15 protein-coding genes, 2 tRNA genes and 1 pseudogene are annotated in these 17,054 nt (G+C 67.1%); 11 read left to right on the top strand and 7 right to left on the bottom strand.

The window, feature by feature from the left end; genetic code table 11:
* Window positions 1–6 precede the first annotated feature (6 nt).
* Together A5780_RS38040 and A5780_RS38035 are read left to right on the top strand one after the other, a co-directional pair.
* Entirely contained in the window at window positions 7–1,269 is a 1,263-nt protein-coding gene (locus A5780_RS38040; RefSeq protein WP_064911447.1) for an adenylosuccinate synthetase, read from the top strand.
* 9 nt (window positions 1,270–1,278) lie between these two features.
* Window positions 1,279–1,926, top strand: coding sequence for an NUDIX hydrolase (locus tag A5780_RS38035; protein WP_064911483.1), 648 nt, complete (start codon window positions 1,279–1,281; stop codon window positions 1,924–1,926).
* A 98-nt stretch (window positions 1,927–2,024) separates the two neighbouring features.
* Here the strand turns inward: A5780_RS38035 and A5780_RS38030 are convergent, their stop codons facing one another.
* A complete protein-coding gene (locus A5780_RS38030; protein ID WP_064911446.1) occupies window positions 2,025–2,930 on the bottom strand; it encodes a TOMM precursor leader peptide-binding protein in 906 nt (301 codons plus the stop codon).
* A gap of 236 nt (window positions 2,931–3,166) precedes the next feature.
* Here A5780_RS38030 and A5780_RS38025 point away from each other — a divergent pair, with 236 nt between their 5' ends.
* Complete coding sequence (locus A5780_RS38025) at window positions 3,167–4,147, top strand: MaoC family dehydratase N-terminal domain-containing protein (protein WP_064904097.1); 981 nt, start codon at window positions 3,167–3,169, stop codon at window positions 4,145–4,147.
* A gap of 33 nt (window positions 4,148–4,180) precedes the next feature.
* On the opposite strand, the gene A5780_RS38020 is transcribed toward A5780_RS38025, so the two are convergent.
* Window positions 4,181–5,674: a zinc-dependent metalloprotease gene (locus A5780_RS38020; protein ID WP_082976956.1), complete on the bottom strand. Its 1,494-nt coding sequence runs from the start codon at window positions 5,672–5,674 to the stop codon at window positions 4,181–4,183.
* A 50-nt stretch (window positions 5,675–5,724) separates the two neighbouring features.
* Between A5780_RS38020 and A5780_RS38015 the strand changes: the two genes are divergently transcribed.
* Window positions 5,725–6,750, top strand: a complete 1,026-nt coding sequence (locus A5780_RS38015) for a PDZ domain-containing protein (RefSeq protein WP_197521965.1) — start codon at window positions 5,725–5,727, stop codon at window positions 6,748–6,750.
* Here A5780_RS38015 and A5780_RS38010 read toward each other — a convergent pair.
* Window positions 6,747–7,394 carry a PPA1309 family protein gene (locus tag A5780_RS38010; protein WP_228795381.1) on the bottom strand — a complete coding sequence of 216 codons (648 nt, stop codon included), beginning with the start codon at window positions 7,392–7,394 and terminating at the stop codon, window positions 6,747–6,749. The two genes, A5780_RS38015 and A5780_RS38010, sit on opposite strands and share 4 nt — an antisense overlap.
* Window positions 7,395–7,527: 133 nt before the next feature.
* Between A5780_RS38010 and A5780_RS38005 the strand changes: the two genes are divergently transcribed.
* Window positions 7,528–10,542: a UPF0182 family protein gene (locus tag A5780_RS38005; RefSeq protein WP_082856692.1), complete on the top strand. Its 3,015-nt coding sequence runs from the start codon at window positions 7,528–7,530 to the stop codon at window positions 10,540–10,542.
* Window positions 10,543–10,729: 187 nt separating this feature from the next.
* Here the strand turns inward: A5780_RS38005 and A5780_RS38000 are convergent, their stop codons facing one another.
* Window positions 10,730–11,263 carry a transglycosylase family protein gene (locus A5780_RS38000; RefSeq protein ID WP_063010341.1) on the bottom strand — a complete coding sequence of 178 codons (534 nt, stop codon included), beginning with the start codon at window positions 11,261–11,263 and terminating at the stop codon, window positions 10,730–10,732.
* A gap of 646 nt (window positions 11,264–11,909) precedes the next feature.
* Here A5780_RS38000 and A5780_RS37995 point away from each other — a divergent pair.
* A tRNA-Met gene (locus tag A5780_RS37995) sits at window positions 11,910–11,983 on the top strand.
* 282 nt (window positions 11,984–12,265) lie between these two features.
* Here the strand turns inward: A5780_RS37995 and A5780_RS37990 are convergent.
* On the bottom strand, window positions 12,266–12,526 hold the full coding sequence (locus A5780_RS37990; RefSeq protein ID WP_063010353.1) for a metal-sensitive transcriptional regulator: 261 nt from the start codon (window positions 12,524–12,526) through the stop codon (window positions 12,266–12,268).
* A 163-nt stretch (window positions 12,527–12,689) separates the two neighbouring features.
* On the opposite strand from A5780_RS37990, the gene A5780_RS37985 reads away from it, so the two are divergent.
* Both A5780_RS37985 and A5780_RS37980 read left to right on the top strand, forming a co-directional pair.
* Window positions 12,690–13,079: a carboxymuconolactone decarboxylase family protein gene (locus A5780_RS37985; RefSeq protein ID WP_030517992.1), complete on the top strand. Its 390-nt coding sequence runs from the start codon at window positions 12,690–12,692 to the stop codon at window positions 13,077–13,079.
* A 281-nt stretch (window positions 13,080–13,360) separates the two neighbouring features.
* Window positions 13,361–13,434 (top strand) — tRNA-Met (locus tag A5780_RS37980).
* A gap of 338 nt (window positions 13,435–13,772) precedes the next feature.
* Here A5780_RS37980 and A5780_RS43340 read toward each other — a convergent pair.
* A complete protein-coding gene (locus A5780_RS43340; protein WP_082976955.1) occupies window positions 13,773–13,940 on the bottom strand; it encodes a helix-turn-helix domain-containing protein in 168 nt (55 codons plus the stop codon).
* 30 nt (window positions 13,941–13,970) lie between these two features.
* Here A5780_RS43340 and A5780_RS42385 point away from each other — a divergent pair.
* Window positions 13,971–14,066: pseudogene (locus A5780_RS42385) on the top strand (hypothetical protein); the annotation flags it as partial.
* Here A5780_RS42385 and A5780_RS37975 read toward each other — a convergent pair.
* The gene (locus tag A5780_RS37975; RefSeq protein ID WP_064911444.1) at window positions 14,048–14,803 is read right to left on the bottom strand and encodes a hypothetical protein; all 756 of its coding nucleotides are present in this window, start codon (window positions 14,801–14,803) and stop codon (window positions 14,048–14,050) included. The pseudogene A5780_RS42385 and the gene A5780_RS37975 sit on opposite strands and share 19 nt — an antisense overlap.
* Window positions 14,804–15,199: 396 nt before the next feature.
* Between A5780_RS37975 and A5780_RS37970 the strand changes: the two genes are divergently transcribed.
* Window positions 15,200–16,255: an AraC family transcriptional regulator gene (locus A5780_RS37970; protein ID WP_082976953.1), complete on the top strand. Its 1,056-nt coding sequence runs from the start codon at window positions 15,200–15,202 to the stop codon at window positions 16,253–16,255.
* A 54-nt stretch (window positions 16,256–16,309) separates the two neighbouring features.
* Window positions 16,310–17,029 (top strand): GntR family transcriptional regulator, encoded by a 720-nt coding sequence (locus A5780_RS37965; protein ID WP_197521964.1) that lies wholly within the window; start codon window positions 16,310–16,312, stop codon window positions 17,027–17,029.
* Window positions 17,030–17,054: the final 25 nt, after the last annotated feature.

The following is a 17,054-nucleotide window of genomic DNA, read 5'->3' as shown; positions in this document are numbered from 1 at the left end:
CACATCATGTTCGGCGACCGGCATGTGATCGTGGTCGATCTGGGATTCGGCGACGCCGGGAAGGGCGCCACCGTGGATTGGCTGTGCTCGCCACAGGCCGGCTTGGAGGTGGCGGCCGTCGTGCGCTTCAACGGCGGCGCGCAGGCCGCGCACACCGTGATCGTCGACGGCCGGCGCCACACCTTCCGGCAGTTCGGATCGGGCACGCTGTCGGGCGTGCCGACGGTGCTGTCGCGGCATGTGCTGGTGGATCCGATCGCTCTGGCGGCCGAGGCCGAAGCGTTGGCCGCGTTGGGGGTCGCGGATCCGCTGGGATCGATCGTCGTCGACGAGCGCGCACTGCTGACCACTCCGATCCACGGAGCCGCCAACCGCTGCCGTGAGGATGCGCGCGGTGCCGCACGGCACGGTTCCTGCGGTATGGGCATCGGGGAGACCGTGCGCTACGCACTCGAGCACGATGCGCCTCGGGTCCGGGACTGCCGGAGCCCGGATGTCCTGCGCCGCAAGCTGATCGCGCTGGAGCGGCACTACGCGCCGCTGCTGGCGCGCGGGCGGCACGGCTGGGAGCCGATCGACGCCCTCGTCGAGGTGTATACGGAATTCGCGCGGACGGTCGCACTGGTGCCGGGCGAGCAGCTCGCGGTCTTCGCCGCCGCGGGCCGGCTGGTCTTCGAGGGCGCCCAGGGCGTGCTGCTCGACGAATGGCGGGGCCTGCACCCCTACACCACCTGGTCGACGGTGGAACCCCGCCATGCCCGCGCCATGCTGGCACGCATCGGCGCACCGGGCACGGTGCTGGGAGTGACACGTGCGTACCAGACTCGCCACGGCGCGGGCCCCTTTCCGACCGAGGACACGGCATTGGCGGTCCCGGAGCCGCACAATGCCACCGGTCCGTATCAGGGCGTCTTTCGCGTCGGCCATCTGGATCCGGTCCTGCTGCGCTATGCCGTGGAGGCGTGCGGGGGAGTCGACGCCCTCGCCGTCAACCACCTGGATCTCGTGGCCGGTCGTGACGACTTCCGCACTGCCGCAGGATATTTCGCCCCGGACGGATATCGGAACCGGATCGATTGTGGCGCCTGGCGGGATCTGGGTCATCAGCGGTGGCTGACAGGTCTCCTCGCGCAGAGCACCCCGGATCTCGTTCCGCTGCCGGCGGACGTTCCGGAATTCCTGGCACGCCGGCTCGGCGCGCCGGTGGTGCTGACCGGGCACGGCCCCGATCGCGCCGATCGCGTGGCCCGGGTCGCGGCTGCGGCATGATGGTTGGCCGTGGAGCAGCAATCCGCCGTATCGCTCGATGTCCTCGCCCTGCGATTCGGCGCCGACGACCCGGCCGTCACCTTCGGGGTGGCGCCGAGGCAGTGGGAGCCGTTCGCGGGCGAACTCGCGCTGCCCGGTGTGCTGCTCGGTCGCGGTGAGCGACTCGTGACGGCGGCCCGCCGCGCGGTACACAGCAAACTGGGCGTGCCCGAGGATGCGATTCTCGCCGTCGGTCAGCTGGTCACGTTCGACGAACCGCACCGCGATCCGCGCGGGCCGACGCTCTCGATCGCGATGTGGGCGGTACTCGGGGGCCCCGCAACACCCACCGGTGCTCGATGGGTTTCGTTCGATGCGGTCCCGCCGCTGGCCTTCGACCACAACATGATCGTCGAGGTCGCCCGGGAACGGCTCGCCGAGATGCTTTGGAAGGACCTCACTTTCACCCGTCCCCTGATCGGCGAACACTTCCCGGCCACGCGCGCGGTTGCCCTTGCGACGGCGCTGGCCGGCACTCGCCCCGACCCCGGCAACCTCAACCGCACCCTGGCCGCGATCCCCGGTCTCACCCGCACCGGGGAACGAATGCGAACCAAGGCCACCGGACGGCCTGCGGCCGTCTGGTCCTTCACCGACTCGGCCACCAGCGAGCACTGATCCGACCGAACCCGCCCACCTCGCGATCGAGATCACGGCGGCCCTGAGGCGAGACTCTGTCACCGCCCGAGCTGCGGCGCGGGCCACCTTCGTCGCGCTCATACCGATCCTCCGGCGACGGATGCCGCGCGATCGTCGGCCGCCGCTTCGGTTACCGTGGCTGCGATTCGGCGGCAGGCGCAGTCCGCGTGCGGGGTCCAGCGGCGCCGGGCGACGCGCCGGGTGTGTGGATCGAACTCCAGTGTGGTGTCCAGGGTTCGGGGCGGGTCGTCGGCGGCATCCTCGATGATCGATTCGATCTCGCGCAGTGTCAGGGCGGCGGTGGCGGCAATGGTCGCGGGGGAGGCGTAGCCGGTCCGGCCGAGCAGTTGCGCCGCCAGATGCGGCCATTCGGCGTCGAATTCGGTGCGGGTCAGGTCGGCGCAGCGCAGACAGCTGGTACCGCCGGGCAGCACCAGCGGCCCGATCACACCGTGCCCGTCGCGGATGCGAACCTGCAGGTGCGGGATCCGGCGCACCAGCAGCATGCTGACCAGTTCCGGCACCGGCACCAGCGCATCTGTGAGTATCACCAGATCGGTGGACAGTAGGAAATCCGAAGTACCGCCGCGGTACTCGCTCGAACGCGTCGGAGTGATGCCCAGTCGCCGAATACCGTCGTGTAGCGAATCCGCCAGGGGCCCGCGGCCGTGTACGTGCACGGTCCGCACGCGAGTGCGGCGCGCCCGCGGCCACACCAGCAGTCCGGCCGCGTCGATATCGCGTAACAGCTCCAGGGCCACGCCACCGAGACCGAGTTGCCTGGCCTCCCACAGAAGCTGAGGATGGCTGTGCAGACCGTCGAGCAGCCGGACGAAGGCGACGACCGCATCGGTCTCGACGGCGGGCGGGTGCAGGAGTACCGCGCGTTCGGGATCCCATCCCAATTGCACCGCGCCCGAGGGCCGGCGCAGAACCGCCACCCGCGGATGCAACATCGGTCCACGTGTGTGTGACAACGTCATGGGCCTCAGTATTGTCGCCGGCCCTGCTCGCAGCGGGTGGAAAACCCCTGGTTATCCACAGGTTCGACGTTGTCCACAGGGTGCTTCGACTCGAGTCGCGGCCCCGCTCCGAACGCACCGTTTCACAAAACTCGCCGACGACTCGCCGTGAATTTTCCAGACCGGCGCCGAGAGTGCTAACGCCCGGCCACCGGCGGCCGACAATCGGGTCGATTCGGGTCGGTTAAAGGAGCAACATGGTCAGCGCATCCCTCGACGTGCCACCGGTGGCATCGCTGCACGGCGAACATCGGTTTCGGACCCGCGGCGATCGTCCGATCGCGGCGGACGCGATTCGCGAGTACGCCCGGGCGATAGGCGCCACCGACCCCATCCACTGCGACGAACGTGCCGCCGCCGCTCGGGGATTCGATGCCCTGGTGGCCCCGCCGACCTTCGCCACCACCGTATGGATGCGCGCCGAGGAAAGCACGCTCGAGGCACTCGTGCCGGGCTTCCACAACGGGCGCGTCGTGCACGCCGACCGCACGCTGGAAATCGTGCGCCCACTGCTGGCCGGCGACCGCATCAGCTGTGAAATCGGATTCGAATCCTTCCGCCACTACCGCGACTACGACGTGGTCTCGGTGACCACCCTGCTGCGCGACGACGACGGCCAGGTCGTGACCAGCGGCTCCTCTACGCTGCTGGTGCACACCCAGCCCGGAACCTGTGCGCGAACGGGGACGTCCGGCCGGCCGCACGATCTCGAACCGGTTTCGGCGCAACGGCGCCTGCGCACGCCGCAGCGCGACCGGATCCAACCGTCGCTGCCGCGCCCTCTCGTGGATCTCGGCCCGCTGGCGGTGGGCGCGGATCTGCCCGCCGACACCGTCACGGTCGCGGCCGACGATGTGGTGCGGCACGCCGGTGTCGTCGATCCGCACCGTTGCGGCACCACGACGGGAACGGTGCCCGGCATGCTGACGTTCGGCCTGGTCGCGGGATATCTCGGTCGCTGGCTCGGCGATCCGACCGCGCTGACGAAACTGCGGGTGCAGTACGCGCCCAAGATGCACTATCTGCCCGTCGACTCCGATGCTCCGGCGTCGATCCTGTTCGGCGGACAGGTCGGCTGGCTCAGTTCGCGCCGCCGGATGGTGACCGTCGTGGTCGACGCATTGTCCAAGGGGCGCAAGCTGTTCGGCTACGCGACCGCCGAAGCTCGACTGGGCTGAGGCCGGGCCGACCGGCCTCGGTGACGCCGCCGGTCAGCGATCCTCGTTCTCGCCGCGCTCGTCACCGGCGTCCGGCGGATTCGTGCCCGAACCGGAATCGTCCTGGGCGGCAGTGCCTTCCGGGCTCTTGTCGCCTGCCGCGTTCTCGTTCGGCCGCTCCTGTTGCGCCGCAGCGCCTTCGCGGCGTTCGCGGGCCTCGGTCTCGGCCAGCTGCGCCAGCGGATCGTCGAAAACATCGGCGCCGCCGCCGATCACACCGTCGATGAAGCCGCTCGGCTTGTCGAGATCCTCGGAGCTGGGCAGCAGATCCGGATGCGCCCACACCGCGTCGCGCGCCGACATTCCCGCGTCGGTGGTCAGCCGCTGCCACAGCGTGGCCGCCTCCCGCAGCTTGCGCGGACGCAACTCCAAGCCGACCAGCGTGGCGAAGGTCTGCTCGGCCGGACCGCCGGTGGCGCGGCGGCGGCGCAGCGTCTCGGCCAGCGCACCCGCACCGGGCAGCCGGTCGCCGACCGCCTCGGCCACCACGACCTGAACCCAGCCCTCGATCAGTGCCAGCAGCGTTTCCAGCCGCTCCAGCGCGGCCTTCTGCTCCGGGGTGGTCTGCGGTTCGAAGGTGCCCTGCGACAGCAGTTCCTCGAGTTTCGACGGATCGGTCAGCGACATCGGATCGATGTTCTGCGCGGCCTCCTCGATCGCGGAGAAGTCCATGCGGATGCCCCGCGCGTAATCCGCGACCGCGCCCAGCACCTGCTGCCGCAGCCACGGCACATGGGCGAACAGCCGCTGGTGAGCGGCCTCGCGGGCGGCCAGATAGACCAGGATCTCGCTTTCGGGACGTTCCAGGCCCTTGCTGAATTCGCTGATCGCGCTGGGCAACAGCGCCGCGGTTCCGGCCGGACCCAGCGGCAGCCCGATATCTGTGGAGGTCAGCACCTCCTGGGCGAGCTGTCCCAGCGCCTGCCCCAGCTGCGAGCCGAAGGCCAGACCACCCATCTGCCCGAGCATGCCGAGCATCGGCCCGGCGAACTGCTTGGCCTCCTCCGGCAGTGTCGAACTCCACATACCCGAGACCTGCTCGGCGACCGGATCGCACAGCCGCTTCCAGGTCGGCAGTGTCTGCTCGATCCAATCGTTGGGCGACCACGCGACCGTCCTGGTGGCCCCGGCGGGCAGGGTGGTCGCCGCGTCCAACCACAGTTCGGCCAGATGCGCGGCATCGCTGACGGCGCGCTGCGCACCGTCGGTGATCGGCGCGACCGTCGATCCGAGTTGCTGGCGAGCCAGCCGCTTGGCGACGTCGTAGTTGACCGGACTCGCCTGGCCGCCCGGCTGGCTCATGGTGGAGAACATCTGCCCGAGCGAGGTCAGCATCTGCCCGAAGGCCGCGGGATCGAATCCGGCCGCGCCCGAAGACCCCATGCCGAAGGCGAAGGGGTTGTTCGCTCCGGAACCGGCCTGATCGTCACGCTTGTCGCGGTCGGGATCGTCGTCGCGGTTCGAGAATCCGAAGGGCACGTCGCTCATGCCCCCAAGGCTACGCGGATGGTGATCGTGGAGCCGCTACTGTGGGCCGGGTGAATCGTCGGATCATCACCTTGATAGCGGCTCTGGTGCCCGTGCTCGTCCTCGGTGTGGTGGGCAGTGCGGTGACGGTGCCGTTCGTCGCTCTCGGCCCTGGTCCCACCTTCAATACCCTCGGCGAGGTGGAGGGCAAGCAGGTCGTCGCGGTGCAGGGCGCCGCGGTGGATCCGACCTCGGGACACCTGAACATGACGACGGTCTCCGTTCGCGACGGGCTGAATATATTCGAGGCGATGGGCTTGTGGGTGGACGGCCGCTACGGCTTGGTGCCGCGCGCCGAGGTCTACCCGCCCGGCGTTCCCCGCGACCAGGTGGACAAGTCCAACCAGGCCGATTTCAAGGAGTCCGAGGACAACGCCGAACTGGCGGCGCTGAACTTTCTGAAGTATCCGACCAAGGTTCAGGTGCGCGTGGTGGCCGACGACGGCCCTGCCAAAGCGGTGCTGCAGAAGGGCGACGAACTTGTGAGCGTGAACGGGAAACCGATCGCGACCTCCAAGGACGTGATCGACGCGGTGCAGGGCGCCGCCCCGGGGACGACGATCCCGATGGTGATCCGCCGCGGCGGCGCCGAACAGACGGTCGAGGTGAAACTCGGTGCGCGCCCGGACGATTCGAACAAGGCCTACCTCGGCGTCACTCCGCAGCAGGTGCCGGCCGGTCCGCTGCAGGTCGATTTCAACCTCGCCGATATCGGCGGCCCCTCGGCCGGCCTGATGTTCAGCCTGGCCCTGGTCGACAAGCTCAGCCTCGGTGAACTCAACGGCGGACGCTTCGTCGCCGGCACCGGGACCATCGATCCGCAGGGCAAGGTCGGCCCGATCGGCGGTATCCAGTACAAGATGATCGCGGCCCGCGACGCCGGCGCGGAGACCTTCCTGGTCCCCGCCGACAATTGCAACGAGGCCCGCCAGCGCACCCCGGAGGGCCTGAAGCTCGTGAAGGTCGACACGTTGACCGCCGCGGTGCAGTCGCTGGACGACATCAACGCCGGACGCCCGGCCCCCAGCTGCGGTTAATCCGGCTCGTTCTCGAGCGTGTGGCGCAGCGCGTCGACCAGGTTGGGGGCCAGGTTCGGCGCGGTGCGCAGATCCAGCTCGGGGAAGGCCTCGTCCTCCTCGGGGCGTAACTGCAACAGGCACAACGAGACTCCGTCGCGGAGCACGCCCGCGTAGAGCCGGGCGTCGCGGCGTTCGGGATGCGTCTGCGCGGCGTCGCGGCCGGCGGCGTCGGCGGCGTCGCGGTCGGCCAGCAGCGGTGCGATGGCCTCGTCGAGCGTGCGTTCGGCGGTCGGCGGCAGCACCACGATCTGCTGCACCAGCACCACCCCCTCGACGGCGGGCGGCCAGCTGGTGGTGGCGAGGAATTCGTCGAGCGCCATCGAATCGCCGCTCAGATCGTCCGGAAGCGGTTCCTGGGCGATGGGAGTCAACGCGGCCCCGTCGTCGAGCTGATCCTCGAGCGTCGGCTCGGCGGCCACCAGGTCGGCGGTCGGCACCAGCGCGAACAACTGCGGCGGCTGATCCCAGCCCTCGGTGTCGGCGAACTCGGCCACGTCCCGGATGCAGCGGTACAGGGCGGAGGAGGGATTGTCCACAGTCACGGCCGACACTGTACGTCCAGCGCGAGCGCCCGCGTCCCCGCCACGGCATACCGGAGCCATCCCGATCCAAGCCGACCCGTTTTACGTAGAGTGGGGCGCGAGAGACGGTCCGCAGGGACCATACGCATCATCGGACTGCGGTGTATCGGCGACAATCGCTTCGGTACGCCGCCGGACCTGGGAGAGTGGCATCGTGGGCATGCGCCCCCCGACAGGCTTACCTTCGCTGTCTCGCCGCAGCCGGATATTGCTGATCACCGCGCTCGTGATTGCGGCGTTACTGCTGGTCGGCCCCCGGTTGACCGACGCGTACACCAACTGGTTGTGGTTCGGCGAGGTCGGCTTCCGCCAGGTGTTCACCACGGTGCTCGTCACCCGGCTCCTGTTGTTCCTCATCGTCGCGATCGTGGTCGGGGCCCTGGTCTGGCTGGCGTTGCTGGCCGCCTATCGAACGCGCCCGGTCTTCGTCCCGGTGTCCGGTCCCAGCGATCCGATCGCCCGCTACCGCACCACCGTGATGGGCCGGTTGCGGCTGTTCGGCATCGGCATCCCGGTCCTGGTCGGCCTGCTGTCGGGGCTGGTCGCACAGTCGAGCTGGGTCACGGTGCAGCTGTTCCTGCACGGCGGCTCGTTCGGGATCAAGGATCCGCAGTTCAACATCGACGTCGGTTTCTACGCCTTCGATCTGCCGTTCTACAAGCTGCTGCTGAACTGGCTGTTCGTGGCGGTGGTGATCGCGTTCTTCGCCAACCTCGTCACCCACTACATCTTCGGCGGGCTGCGGCTGTCCGGGCGGGAGGGCACGCTGACCCGCCCGGCGCGCATCCAGCTGGCGCTGATCGCGGGCACGTTCGTGGTGCTGAAGGCGGTCGCCTACTGGTTCGACCGGTATTCGCTGCTGTCGAGCACCCGCAAGGAACCCACCTTCACCGGCGGTTCCTACACCGATATCAACGCCGTCCTGCCGGCCAAGCTGATCCTGATGTCGATCGCGATCATCTGCGCCGTCGCGTTCTTCGCCGGCGTGGTGCTGCGCGATTTGCGCGTGCCCGCGATGGCGGCCGCCCTGCTGTTGCTGTCGTCGATCCTGGTCGGCGCGGTGTGGCCGCTGGTGGTCGAGCAGTTCGAGGTACGCCCGAACGCCGCGACCAAGGAAGCGACGTACATCGAACGCAACATCACGGCGACGCGGCAGGCCTACGGGCTCACCGACGACAAGGTCTCCTACGTCGACTACAAGGGTTCGCAGACGAAGGACCCGGGTTCGATTCCGGCCGATCAGCAGACCATCGGCAACATCCGGCTGCTGGATCCGAATCTGCTGACCCAGACCTTCATCCAGCGCCAGCAGCTGCAGAACTTCTACGGCTTCCCGGACCCGCTGGACATCGACCGCTACACCATCAACGGCGAGAAGCAGGACTACATCGTCGCGGCTCGCGAACTGGTGCCGCAGAACCTGTCGGGTAACCAGACCGACTGGATCAACAAGCACACCGTCTACACCCACGGTGACGGCTTCGTCGCCTCTCCGGCCAACCGGGTGAACGTGGCCCCGCCCAAGGAAACCCAGCAGGCGGCCACCGGCGCCGGCACCAGCAGCTCCAGCGGCGGGTACGGATATCCGGTCTTCAACGTCGGCGACAAGTCGACGGTCAGCGATCTGTTCACACCGAAGGACAGGCAGGCCATCCCGGTCGATCAGCCGCGCATCTACTACGGCGAGATGATCTCGAAATCGGATGCCGACTACGCCATCGTGGGCGGGAACAACCAGCCGCCGCGCGAATACGACACCGGCACCGAGCAGTACACCTACACCGGCCAGGGCGGTGTCCCGATCGGCAACTGGTTCAACCGGCTCGCCTTCGCCGCCAAGTACGCCGAACGCAACATCCTGTTCTCCGGCGCCATCGGCTCGGATTCGAAGATCATCTACAACCGTGATCCGCGCAGCCGCGTACAGCAGGTGGCGCCGTGGCTGACCACCGACGGCGATATGTACCCAGCCGTGGTGAACGGACGCATCCTCTGGATCGTCGACGCCTACACCACGCTCGACAACTTCCCGTACGCGCAGCGGACCTCGCTGGAGGGAGTCACCGAGGACAGCATCGATCAGAACACCGGTCGCACGCTGCCGCGCAAGGAAGTCAGCTACATCCGCAACTCCGTCAAGGCCACGGTCGACGCCTACGACGGCACGGTCAACCTCTACGACGTGGATCCCACCGATCCGGTGCTCAACGCGTGGCGCGGGGTGTTCCCGAACTCGGTGAAGCCGCAGAGCGAGATCTCGCCGGAGCTGCGTGCCCACTTCCGGTATCCGGAGGATCTGTTCAAGGTGCAGCGCGAGATGCTGGCGCGCTACCACGTCAACGATCCGCGCGAGTTCTTCACCAACAACGCGTTCTGGTCGGTGCCCAACGATCCGACCTCCGACACCCCGACCAACGCCCATCAGCCGCCGTACTACGTGCTCATCGGTGATCCGAAAACCGGTCGGCCGCAGTTCAATCTGACCAGTGCGATGGTCGGCTTCAAACGCCAGTTCCTCGCGGCGTACATCCAGGTCGCCTCCGATCCGGAGAACTACGGCAAGTTCACGGTGCTCAAGTTGCCGACGGATTCGCAGACGCCGGGGCCGCAACAGGTCCAGACGTCGATGACCACCGATGCCCGCGTCTCGAACGATCGGACATTGCTGACCGGTGGTAACACCAACAAGATCAAATACGGCAACCTGCTCACCCTGCCGATCGGCGAAGGCGGCATCCTCTACGTCGAACCGTGGTACCTGGAACGCAACAGTGGACCGACCACGGCGTCCTTCCCACAGCTGGTGAAGGTGCTCGCCTCCTATGGGGACAAGGTCGGCTACCAGTCCACGCTGGGTGATGCGCTCAACGACGTGCAAGACGGGCTGGGCGCCGCGACCACCCAGCAGCCGGGGCAGGCGGCGATCAACCCGCCCGGCCAGCAGGGCAGTACCTCACCACCGCCGTCGAATCAGAACACGCCACCGCCGTCCACGACAGCGCCGCCGCCGACCACCGGGTCGGCCGGGAAGGACGCGGCGGTGAAGGAGCTCAACGACGCCCTGAAGGGGGTCGAGGACGCCCAGAAGTCGGGTGACCTCGGCCAGCTGGGCAAGGCGCTGGAAGGGCTCCAGAAGGCCATCGACGATTACAACAAGGCCGGCGGTTAACGGCCGGCCGGTGATCGACGACAACGGCGCCCCGGGATCACCCGGGGCGCCGTTCGCGTTCTGCGCCCGTGCCTGGCCGGGCGGCCTCGACGACGGGCCTGCCCCACAAACGGCATTCGGCGCCGCCATCGCACGGATGGCGGCGCCGAATGCATGAGAAGCGTGCGCGGTACTACCGCGCTCGGGCTCAGCGGCCGAGAGAGTCGATCAGACCGCTGTTCTGGTCGAGGATCTGCCGGAACTGCTCGCCCACACCGAACTGCTGCGCGGCCTGCTTGCCGGCGTCGGTGGCCTTGTTGATCAGGTCCTGGCGATCGTCAGGTAGCTGGACCGGAGCGGTCGGCTCGGGCTGCGGGGCCGGCCGGGTCTCCTCGGCGGGCGCGTAGCGCAGGTACTGGCCGCACACCGGCCAGGCGCCGGAGCCCTGGGTCTGCAGCACGTTCTCCGCGACGCGGATCTGCTCTTCCTTGCTCGCGTTCTGCGGCGAGCCGCTGCCACCGTTGGCGCTCCAGGTGGACTGCGTGAACTGCAGGCCGCCGTAGTAGCCGTTGCCGGTGTTGATATTCCAGTTGCCGCCGCTCTCGCACTGCGCGACACCGTCCCAGTCGTGGGCGGGCGCAGCCGAAGCAGTGGTGGAAGCTGCGAACGGGACGGCAACAAGGGCGCCGGCGACGGCGGCGAAGCCGAGGGCGCGACTGCTGATCTTCCGGTTCTTGTTCATGGTGGTGTCCCTCCCTGCGCCCGCCGGCTCGGCGATGGTCCGCCGCGTCCCTGCCCCCAGGAGGTCGGGGATCCCCGAACCGCGGGGCAGGGTTGCCGGTGTGCAACGGTTCGGGTCTGGATGCCCATCACGGGTTCGCTCCGGGCCGCGTCCGACCATAACGAAGAGATCTCGACAGATCACGTCTTGATAACAGACACAATTGCATGAAGCGAATAACCGGATTCCAGCGTTGATGCAGGTTGGCTATGCAGTGGTCGGACAATCCGGTCGTTCGTTATGTGGTCGTTATGTGCGATGAATCACGCGCAAATAGTGGGCTGGGTCACGTTTTTTCGGGCTGCTTTTTGGAAACGCGCGCGTTTCCCAAGACGTTCTCCGTCATTCGGGGTGAAGCGATGCTTCCGCATCGAGTCGCCGGTTCGAATGGTTCGGCGTATCCGTGTGGCGATCCCGCGTTGTTCGGCGGGTCGATGGTCCCCCGTGATCCGTGAGAGCCGGGTCGCCGACCGTATTCCGCGATGTGGAACCCGCTCATGGAGGTCGCGGCGGTCGGCGCCGAAATCGCGTCTGCGCTTCTCGAAAACCGCTCTGACCACAGGATTTGCTACGCCTGTCGACTCGTGTGTAATGTTGTGTTCACCGACGCGGGGTGGAGCAGCTCGGTAGCTCGCTGGGCTCATAACCCAGAGGTCGCAGGTTCAAATCCTGTCCCCGCTACTAGTGAAAAGGTCCCGGAACCAGAAGGTTCCGGGACCTTTTTTGTTTCTGTCATGCCGCCGGGGGCCTGGTCGCGCCTCGATTCGCTATTTGGCCAGCGGCCCGTACGAGATGGCGGATCCGCCGGCATGAGGAAAGCAGACCACCGTATGCGCTCCGTTCTCCGGAGCGGGGGACAGACGACGCAGCCAGCTATTACCCACGGGCCGAAAGCCTACACCGACTGCGTCGCCTCCGAATTCGCCGCGCTCGCAACGGATTCGCCTGGGAGGTGCCGTGACGTCACGCCAGCGAGAGGAACAGCTTCTCCATCTTCTTCATGTCGGCGCCGTCCGCGCTGCCGTTGGTCAGGCAGTGCTGGAGACCGGTCGCCACCAGGGCGTAACCGCTGCGGCTCAGCGCTTTGTTGACCGCAGCGAGCTGAGTGAGCACATCCTCGCACTCCGCGCCGTCTTCCATCATGCGGATGACGGTCGCCAGGTGGCCGTGTGCGCGCTTCATGCGAGTGATCACGGCCTTCACCTCGTCCGGTTCGAATTGCATCTGTTCCTCCAGCGTCTCGTCCGGCCCGTCGCGGACCGTACCCAGGAATCATATCCCCCCGGGGGGATGCTATGGTTGTCCCATATCCCCCCGGGGGGATAGCCCGTACGTGGTTCTCCCCGCCCCACCCGCGACAGACCACAGCTGATGAAAGGAATGCCGGATGTCCGTACTCAGTGAGCGCCCGTCCCGCCACGGCGCCGCCGTGCTCCAAGAGCTCTCGCCGCAGCATCGCGCGCTACGTCACGCGATCCCCGAGGTGTACAAGGGTTTCGGCGAACTCAGCAAAGCCGCGTTCGCGCCGGGAGCCATCGATCGCAAGACGAAGGAACTGATCGCGCTCGCCATCGGCGTGGTCGAGGGCTGTGACGGTTGCATCGCCTCGCACGGGCAAGCCGCCGCGCGCGCCGGGGCCACGCGTCAGGAGGCCGCGGAGGCCATCGGCGTTACCTTCCTCATGCACGGCGGCCCGGCAACGATCTACGGTGCTCGCGCCTATGAAGCGTTCTGCGAGTTCGCCGATGCCGTCGATGCCGGCGACGGCCCGGCGTGATCACGAACGGAAAAGGTCCTCGGTATGTGTAGTCCCGTTCGATGCAGGGTGTGCGGCAAGACGACGTGGTCCGGTTGCGGTCGGCACGTCGCTCGGGTCCGGGCCGCCGTTCCGGCCGACCAATGGTGCGCTGGCCATCCGGCATCCGCCCAGGACGGCTCGTCGCGTCGGCTGTTTCGCAAGTGGGCAGGCCGCTGAAGCGGCTCACGCGTAGTCTCCGACCTCTGTCACCAGCCGTTTTGGTGTTTCCCGTGCGGTTGCGTAGGGTTGTCCCTACCCGACGCGGGGTGGAGCAGCTCGGTAGCTCGCTGGGCTCATAACCCAGAGGTCGCAGGTTCAAATCCTGTCCCCGCTACTACGAGGGCGGTCCTGACCAGCAGGTTCAGGGCCGCCCTCAACTTTTGCCGAGGTTCTTGGCAGTGGATTTGGCATCACGAAAAACGTTGTGATTCCGCGTCCGCTGGGGTTTCGGGCGTTACACGGTAGAACCCGTGGTTACCGACGGCCTTGTTGAAACCGGATGGGATGGTTGGGATTGCGATCGCTGGGGTGTGGCCCCATCGATCACAATCCTGGTCGTCAACCACCCAGCAGCTCCGTTCCGCTCATATTCAAGTAGCTGATCGTTGTTGACAAGCTTGGCGGTCTTGGGGCGCTCGGCACGATGTTCGGCATGCCACTGCGCTCGAGCTCTTATGGTGGGTCCAGCCGGTACGAGCGGGTCGAGGCGTTGCGATGCAACTCCCGCGAGTTCGTCGACGGGCTACGACCGAGCCGACGGGCGGTCTCACAGGCAGCCTCGCCTCGAGTACGTAGCTGGGCGCCGGCCTTGTGTTCGGTCGAGGGCAGATAGCGAACCAAACAGTTTGGGGTGAAAGAGGTTCACTGTCGGGCTCGTATTTTCCGGCTTGGGTGCTCCAGTGCCGCAAACGCGCCGAGCGAGCCCTGACTTCGGTGGTCGCCACGTGTCACCTGCTCGGGGTTGCGGCTTGGGCGGGGTCTTTGCAGTAGGCGGTGTCGGGCGGGCAGGGGGCCAGGATCGTCGAGAAGTACTGGATCGCGGAGAACAGGGTGATCGGGCCGCCCGCGACGACGAGTCCGATCATGGAGCCGACGGCGCCGAGGGTGGCCGCGCCGAGTACACAGCCTGCGATGGTCGCGCCGACGAAGGGCACGAGGAGGGCCAGGACGGGGCTGCTGATCGCGGCACCGGCGGCTGCTCCGACGAGGCAGCCGACTCCGGCTCCGAGGACGGCGCCTAGTACGGCGCTGACGGCGGCGGCGATGGCTGCGCGTTGGGCGAAGACGCCCAAGGCTTGGGCGTCGCGTGGGGTGAAGGATTCTGCTATCTGGGTGGCGGCTTGATCGGTGGTGATGATCTGGTCTCTCGTGACGGCCTGAACGGGCTGTCCGCCTGCCTTGTCCGGGATGAGTGTGGCTGTGGCGCCGTCGATCCGTACGGCGATGGGATAGGCGGTGTTGTCGATGCGGTAAGTGAGTGGAATGGCGGCCACGGGTTGCTGGTCGCGGTCGATGAGAACGAGTTGATCTGTGGCCAGCCGAAGTTCGCCACCGCTGATGGTCACGACAGCGGCGTCGCCTTGCCGGGTGACCTCGTAGCGCACCGCGGTGTTGTCGTGGCTGGGTTGTGGGGTGGCATTGGCAGTCGCGGCGGCGAGCGCGAGCGCGGTCGCGGCGAGCACGGCGGTGGTGGATTTCCTCATCGGTTGATTCCTTGATTCATCGGTGGTGGAGGTGGAATGCCTTGTGGGCGAGGCCAGTTCAACGGGCCGGGGGCTGCCTGCGGTCACGCCGATCCGGGTGAGCGCCCAGCTTTGATGACGAAGGCCCGGTACGACACACCGGACCAGCGGCGAACGATGGACGTGAATTTCGGATCACAGCGGTACAGCTTGTCCCACAACAAATTTCATGCGCAGTGCCTGCGTATGGAATCGACTACGGATGTGGGGGTTCGGGGCTCGGTGGTCACCGGAGGCCGCTGCGTGGCTTAAAACGTGATGGCCGTCACGATACGGAGGCGTGTGACATCCTGCTTGTCTGAATAAGACACATACTTTGACAATCTGGGACACAACGAGGGGATTTCAGTGACTCCGATGGTCCGCAGCGCCGCGCTGGCCGGCTATATCGATCTCACGCTGTCGCTCGATGTGGATCCGATGCTGCTGTTGCGGTCGGTCGGCATCGCCACGGCCACGCTCACCGCCACCGATGCTTGGCTGCCCGCCGCCCGTGTGGATCGGTTACTGGAGCGGACTGCGCACGAAACGAACTGCGAAGATTTCGGACTGAGGTTGGCTTCGCGACGCGGGCTGACCAATCTCGGGCCGGTCGCGCTCGTTGCCCGCGAAGAACCCGACGTGCGCAGCGCGGTGAACGTCGTACTGCGGTACATCTCCCTGCACAACGAGGCGCTGCGCACCCGAATGATCCAGATAGGCGCCCTGACCACCATCCACATCCAAGCCGCCCCCGCCACCCCGCTCGGCCGACAATCGATCGAGCTCACCGTCGGCGTCATGTGTCGGATACTGCGGGAGTTGCGCGGCCCCGGCTGGGATCCGCTGTCGGTCTCCTTCCGCCACAACGAGCCGTCGCAGCGGGGCAGCGGATGCCAAATTCTCGGTTCCGCAGTCGAATTCGAGCAGAGCTTCGACGGGATCTTTTGCTACAGCCACGACCTCGAGGCCTCGAACCCCTTTGCCGACCCGCTGCTGCGCCCCTACGCCCGTGAGTACTTGCGCTCTCTCGCGCCTTCTGGTGAATCCGTTGCCGAGCAAGCACGCGCCATTATCGAAACCTTGCTTCCCACCCAACAGTGCTCGGCCGCCACCGTCGCCGCCCGCCTCGGCATGGACCGCCGCACCCTGCACAGACGCCTGGCACGTAGTGGGGAGACCTTCACGACCCTCCTCAACGCGACACGCCTCGACCTGGCCCACCGCTGTCTCACCCGCCACGACCGCACCCTCAGTGACATCGCCGCCGAACTCGGCTTCTCCGAACTCAGCGCCTTCTCGCGATGGTTCCGCCGGCACGCCGGACAGAGCCCCAGCCGGATCCGCGCCGGACAGCAGCCGAGGAGCGATCCCCTTGATCCGGCCGCCGCAGACTGCACACGAAGACGATCGGTGATGTTTCACTGGACATGATCGAAGGTGTCACTGGATAGAATGGCGCGACTCGACGTGCAGAAGGGGATGGTCGTGACCGGAGTTGAGATCGATGATGTGCCACTCGGTGAGCTTGCCTACCATCGGATTCGTGCCGATATCGTTGCGTGCCGGCTCGCTCCGGGACAGCGGTTGACCGAACGTGGTCTGGCAGCTGAGCTGGGGTTGGGGGTGTCGCCGGTGCGTGACGCGCTGACCAGGCTGGATCATGAAGGATTGGTGCGGACGATTCCGCGCAAGGGGTATCAAGTCACACCCTTGACGATCAAGTCGGTGGACGCATTGTTCGAGTTCTGGGCGTTGATCGGGCCGGAGTTGGCGCGGCGCGGTGCGATCGCCGCCAGTGACGAGCAACTTGCCGAAGCGGTCGTCACGCTGCGGGAACTCGCCGCGATCACCGATAGCGGCACCGCCACGGGGACCACCACGCTGCGCGGAGTCGAGCTCGCAGGTCACCTGTTCGACATCCTGGCCGAAGCGGCGGATAACGAGTACATGCAGGCCGTTCATCATCGGCTCAGCGGCGAGGTCCTGCGCATCTGGACGCTGGTGCTGGGCTCGAAGATGCCCGAGACCGGCCGGAGGGCCACTGTACTCGAGGATGCCGTCGATGCGTTGGCGCGACGAGACGCCGACGCGGTGGCCGAGATCGCACGTCAGGACATCGAGCTGTCACACGACCGCGTACTGCGCACACTCGCGCGTTGGCCGTCGGTGATCAACTCCGAAGTAGTCCCTTTCCCGTCGAGGTAGGTCCGCTCGAGACCTTTCCGCCCCT

Origin of the sequence: Nocardia sp. 852002-20019_SCH5090214 (assembly GCF_001665865.1) — a bacterium.
GTDB lineage: Bacteria > Actinomycetota > Actinomycetes > Mycobacteriales > Mycobacteriaceae > Nocardia > Nocardia nova.
The sequence above is the reverse complement of the archived record's forward strand: the minus strand, read 5'-3'. Positions and strand labels throughout refer to the sequence as shown.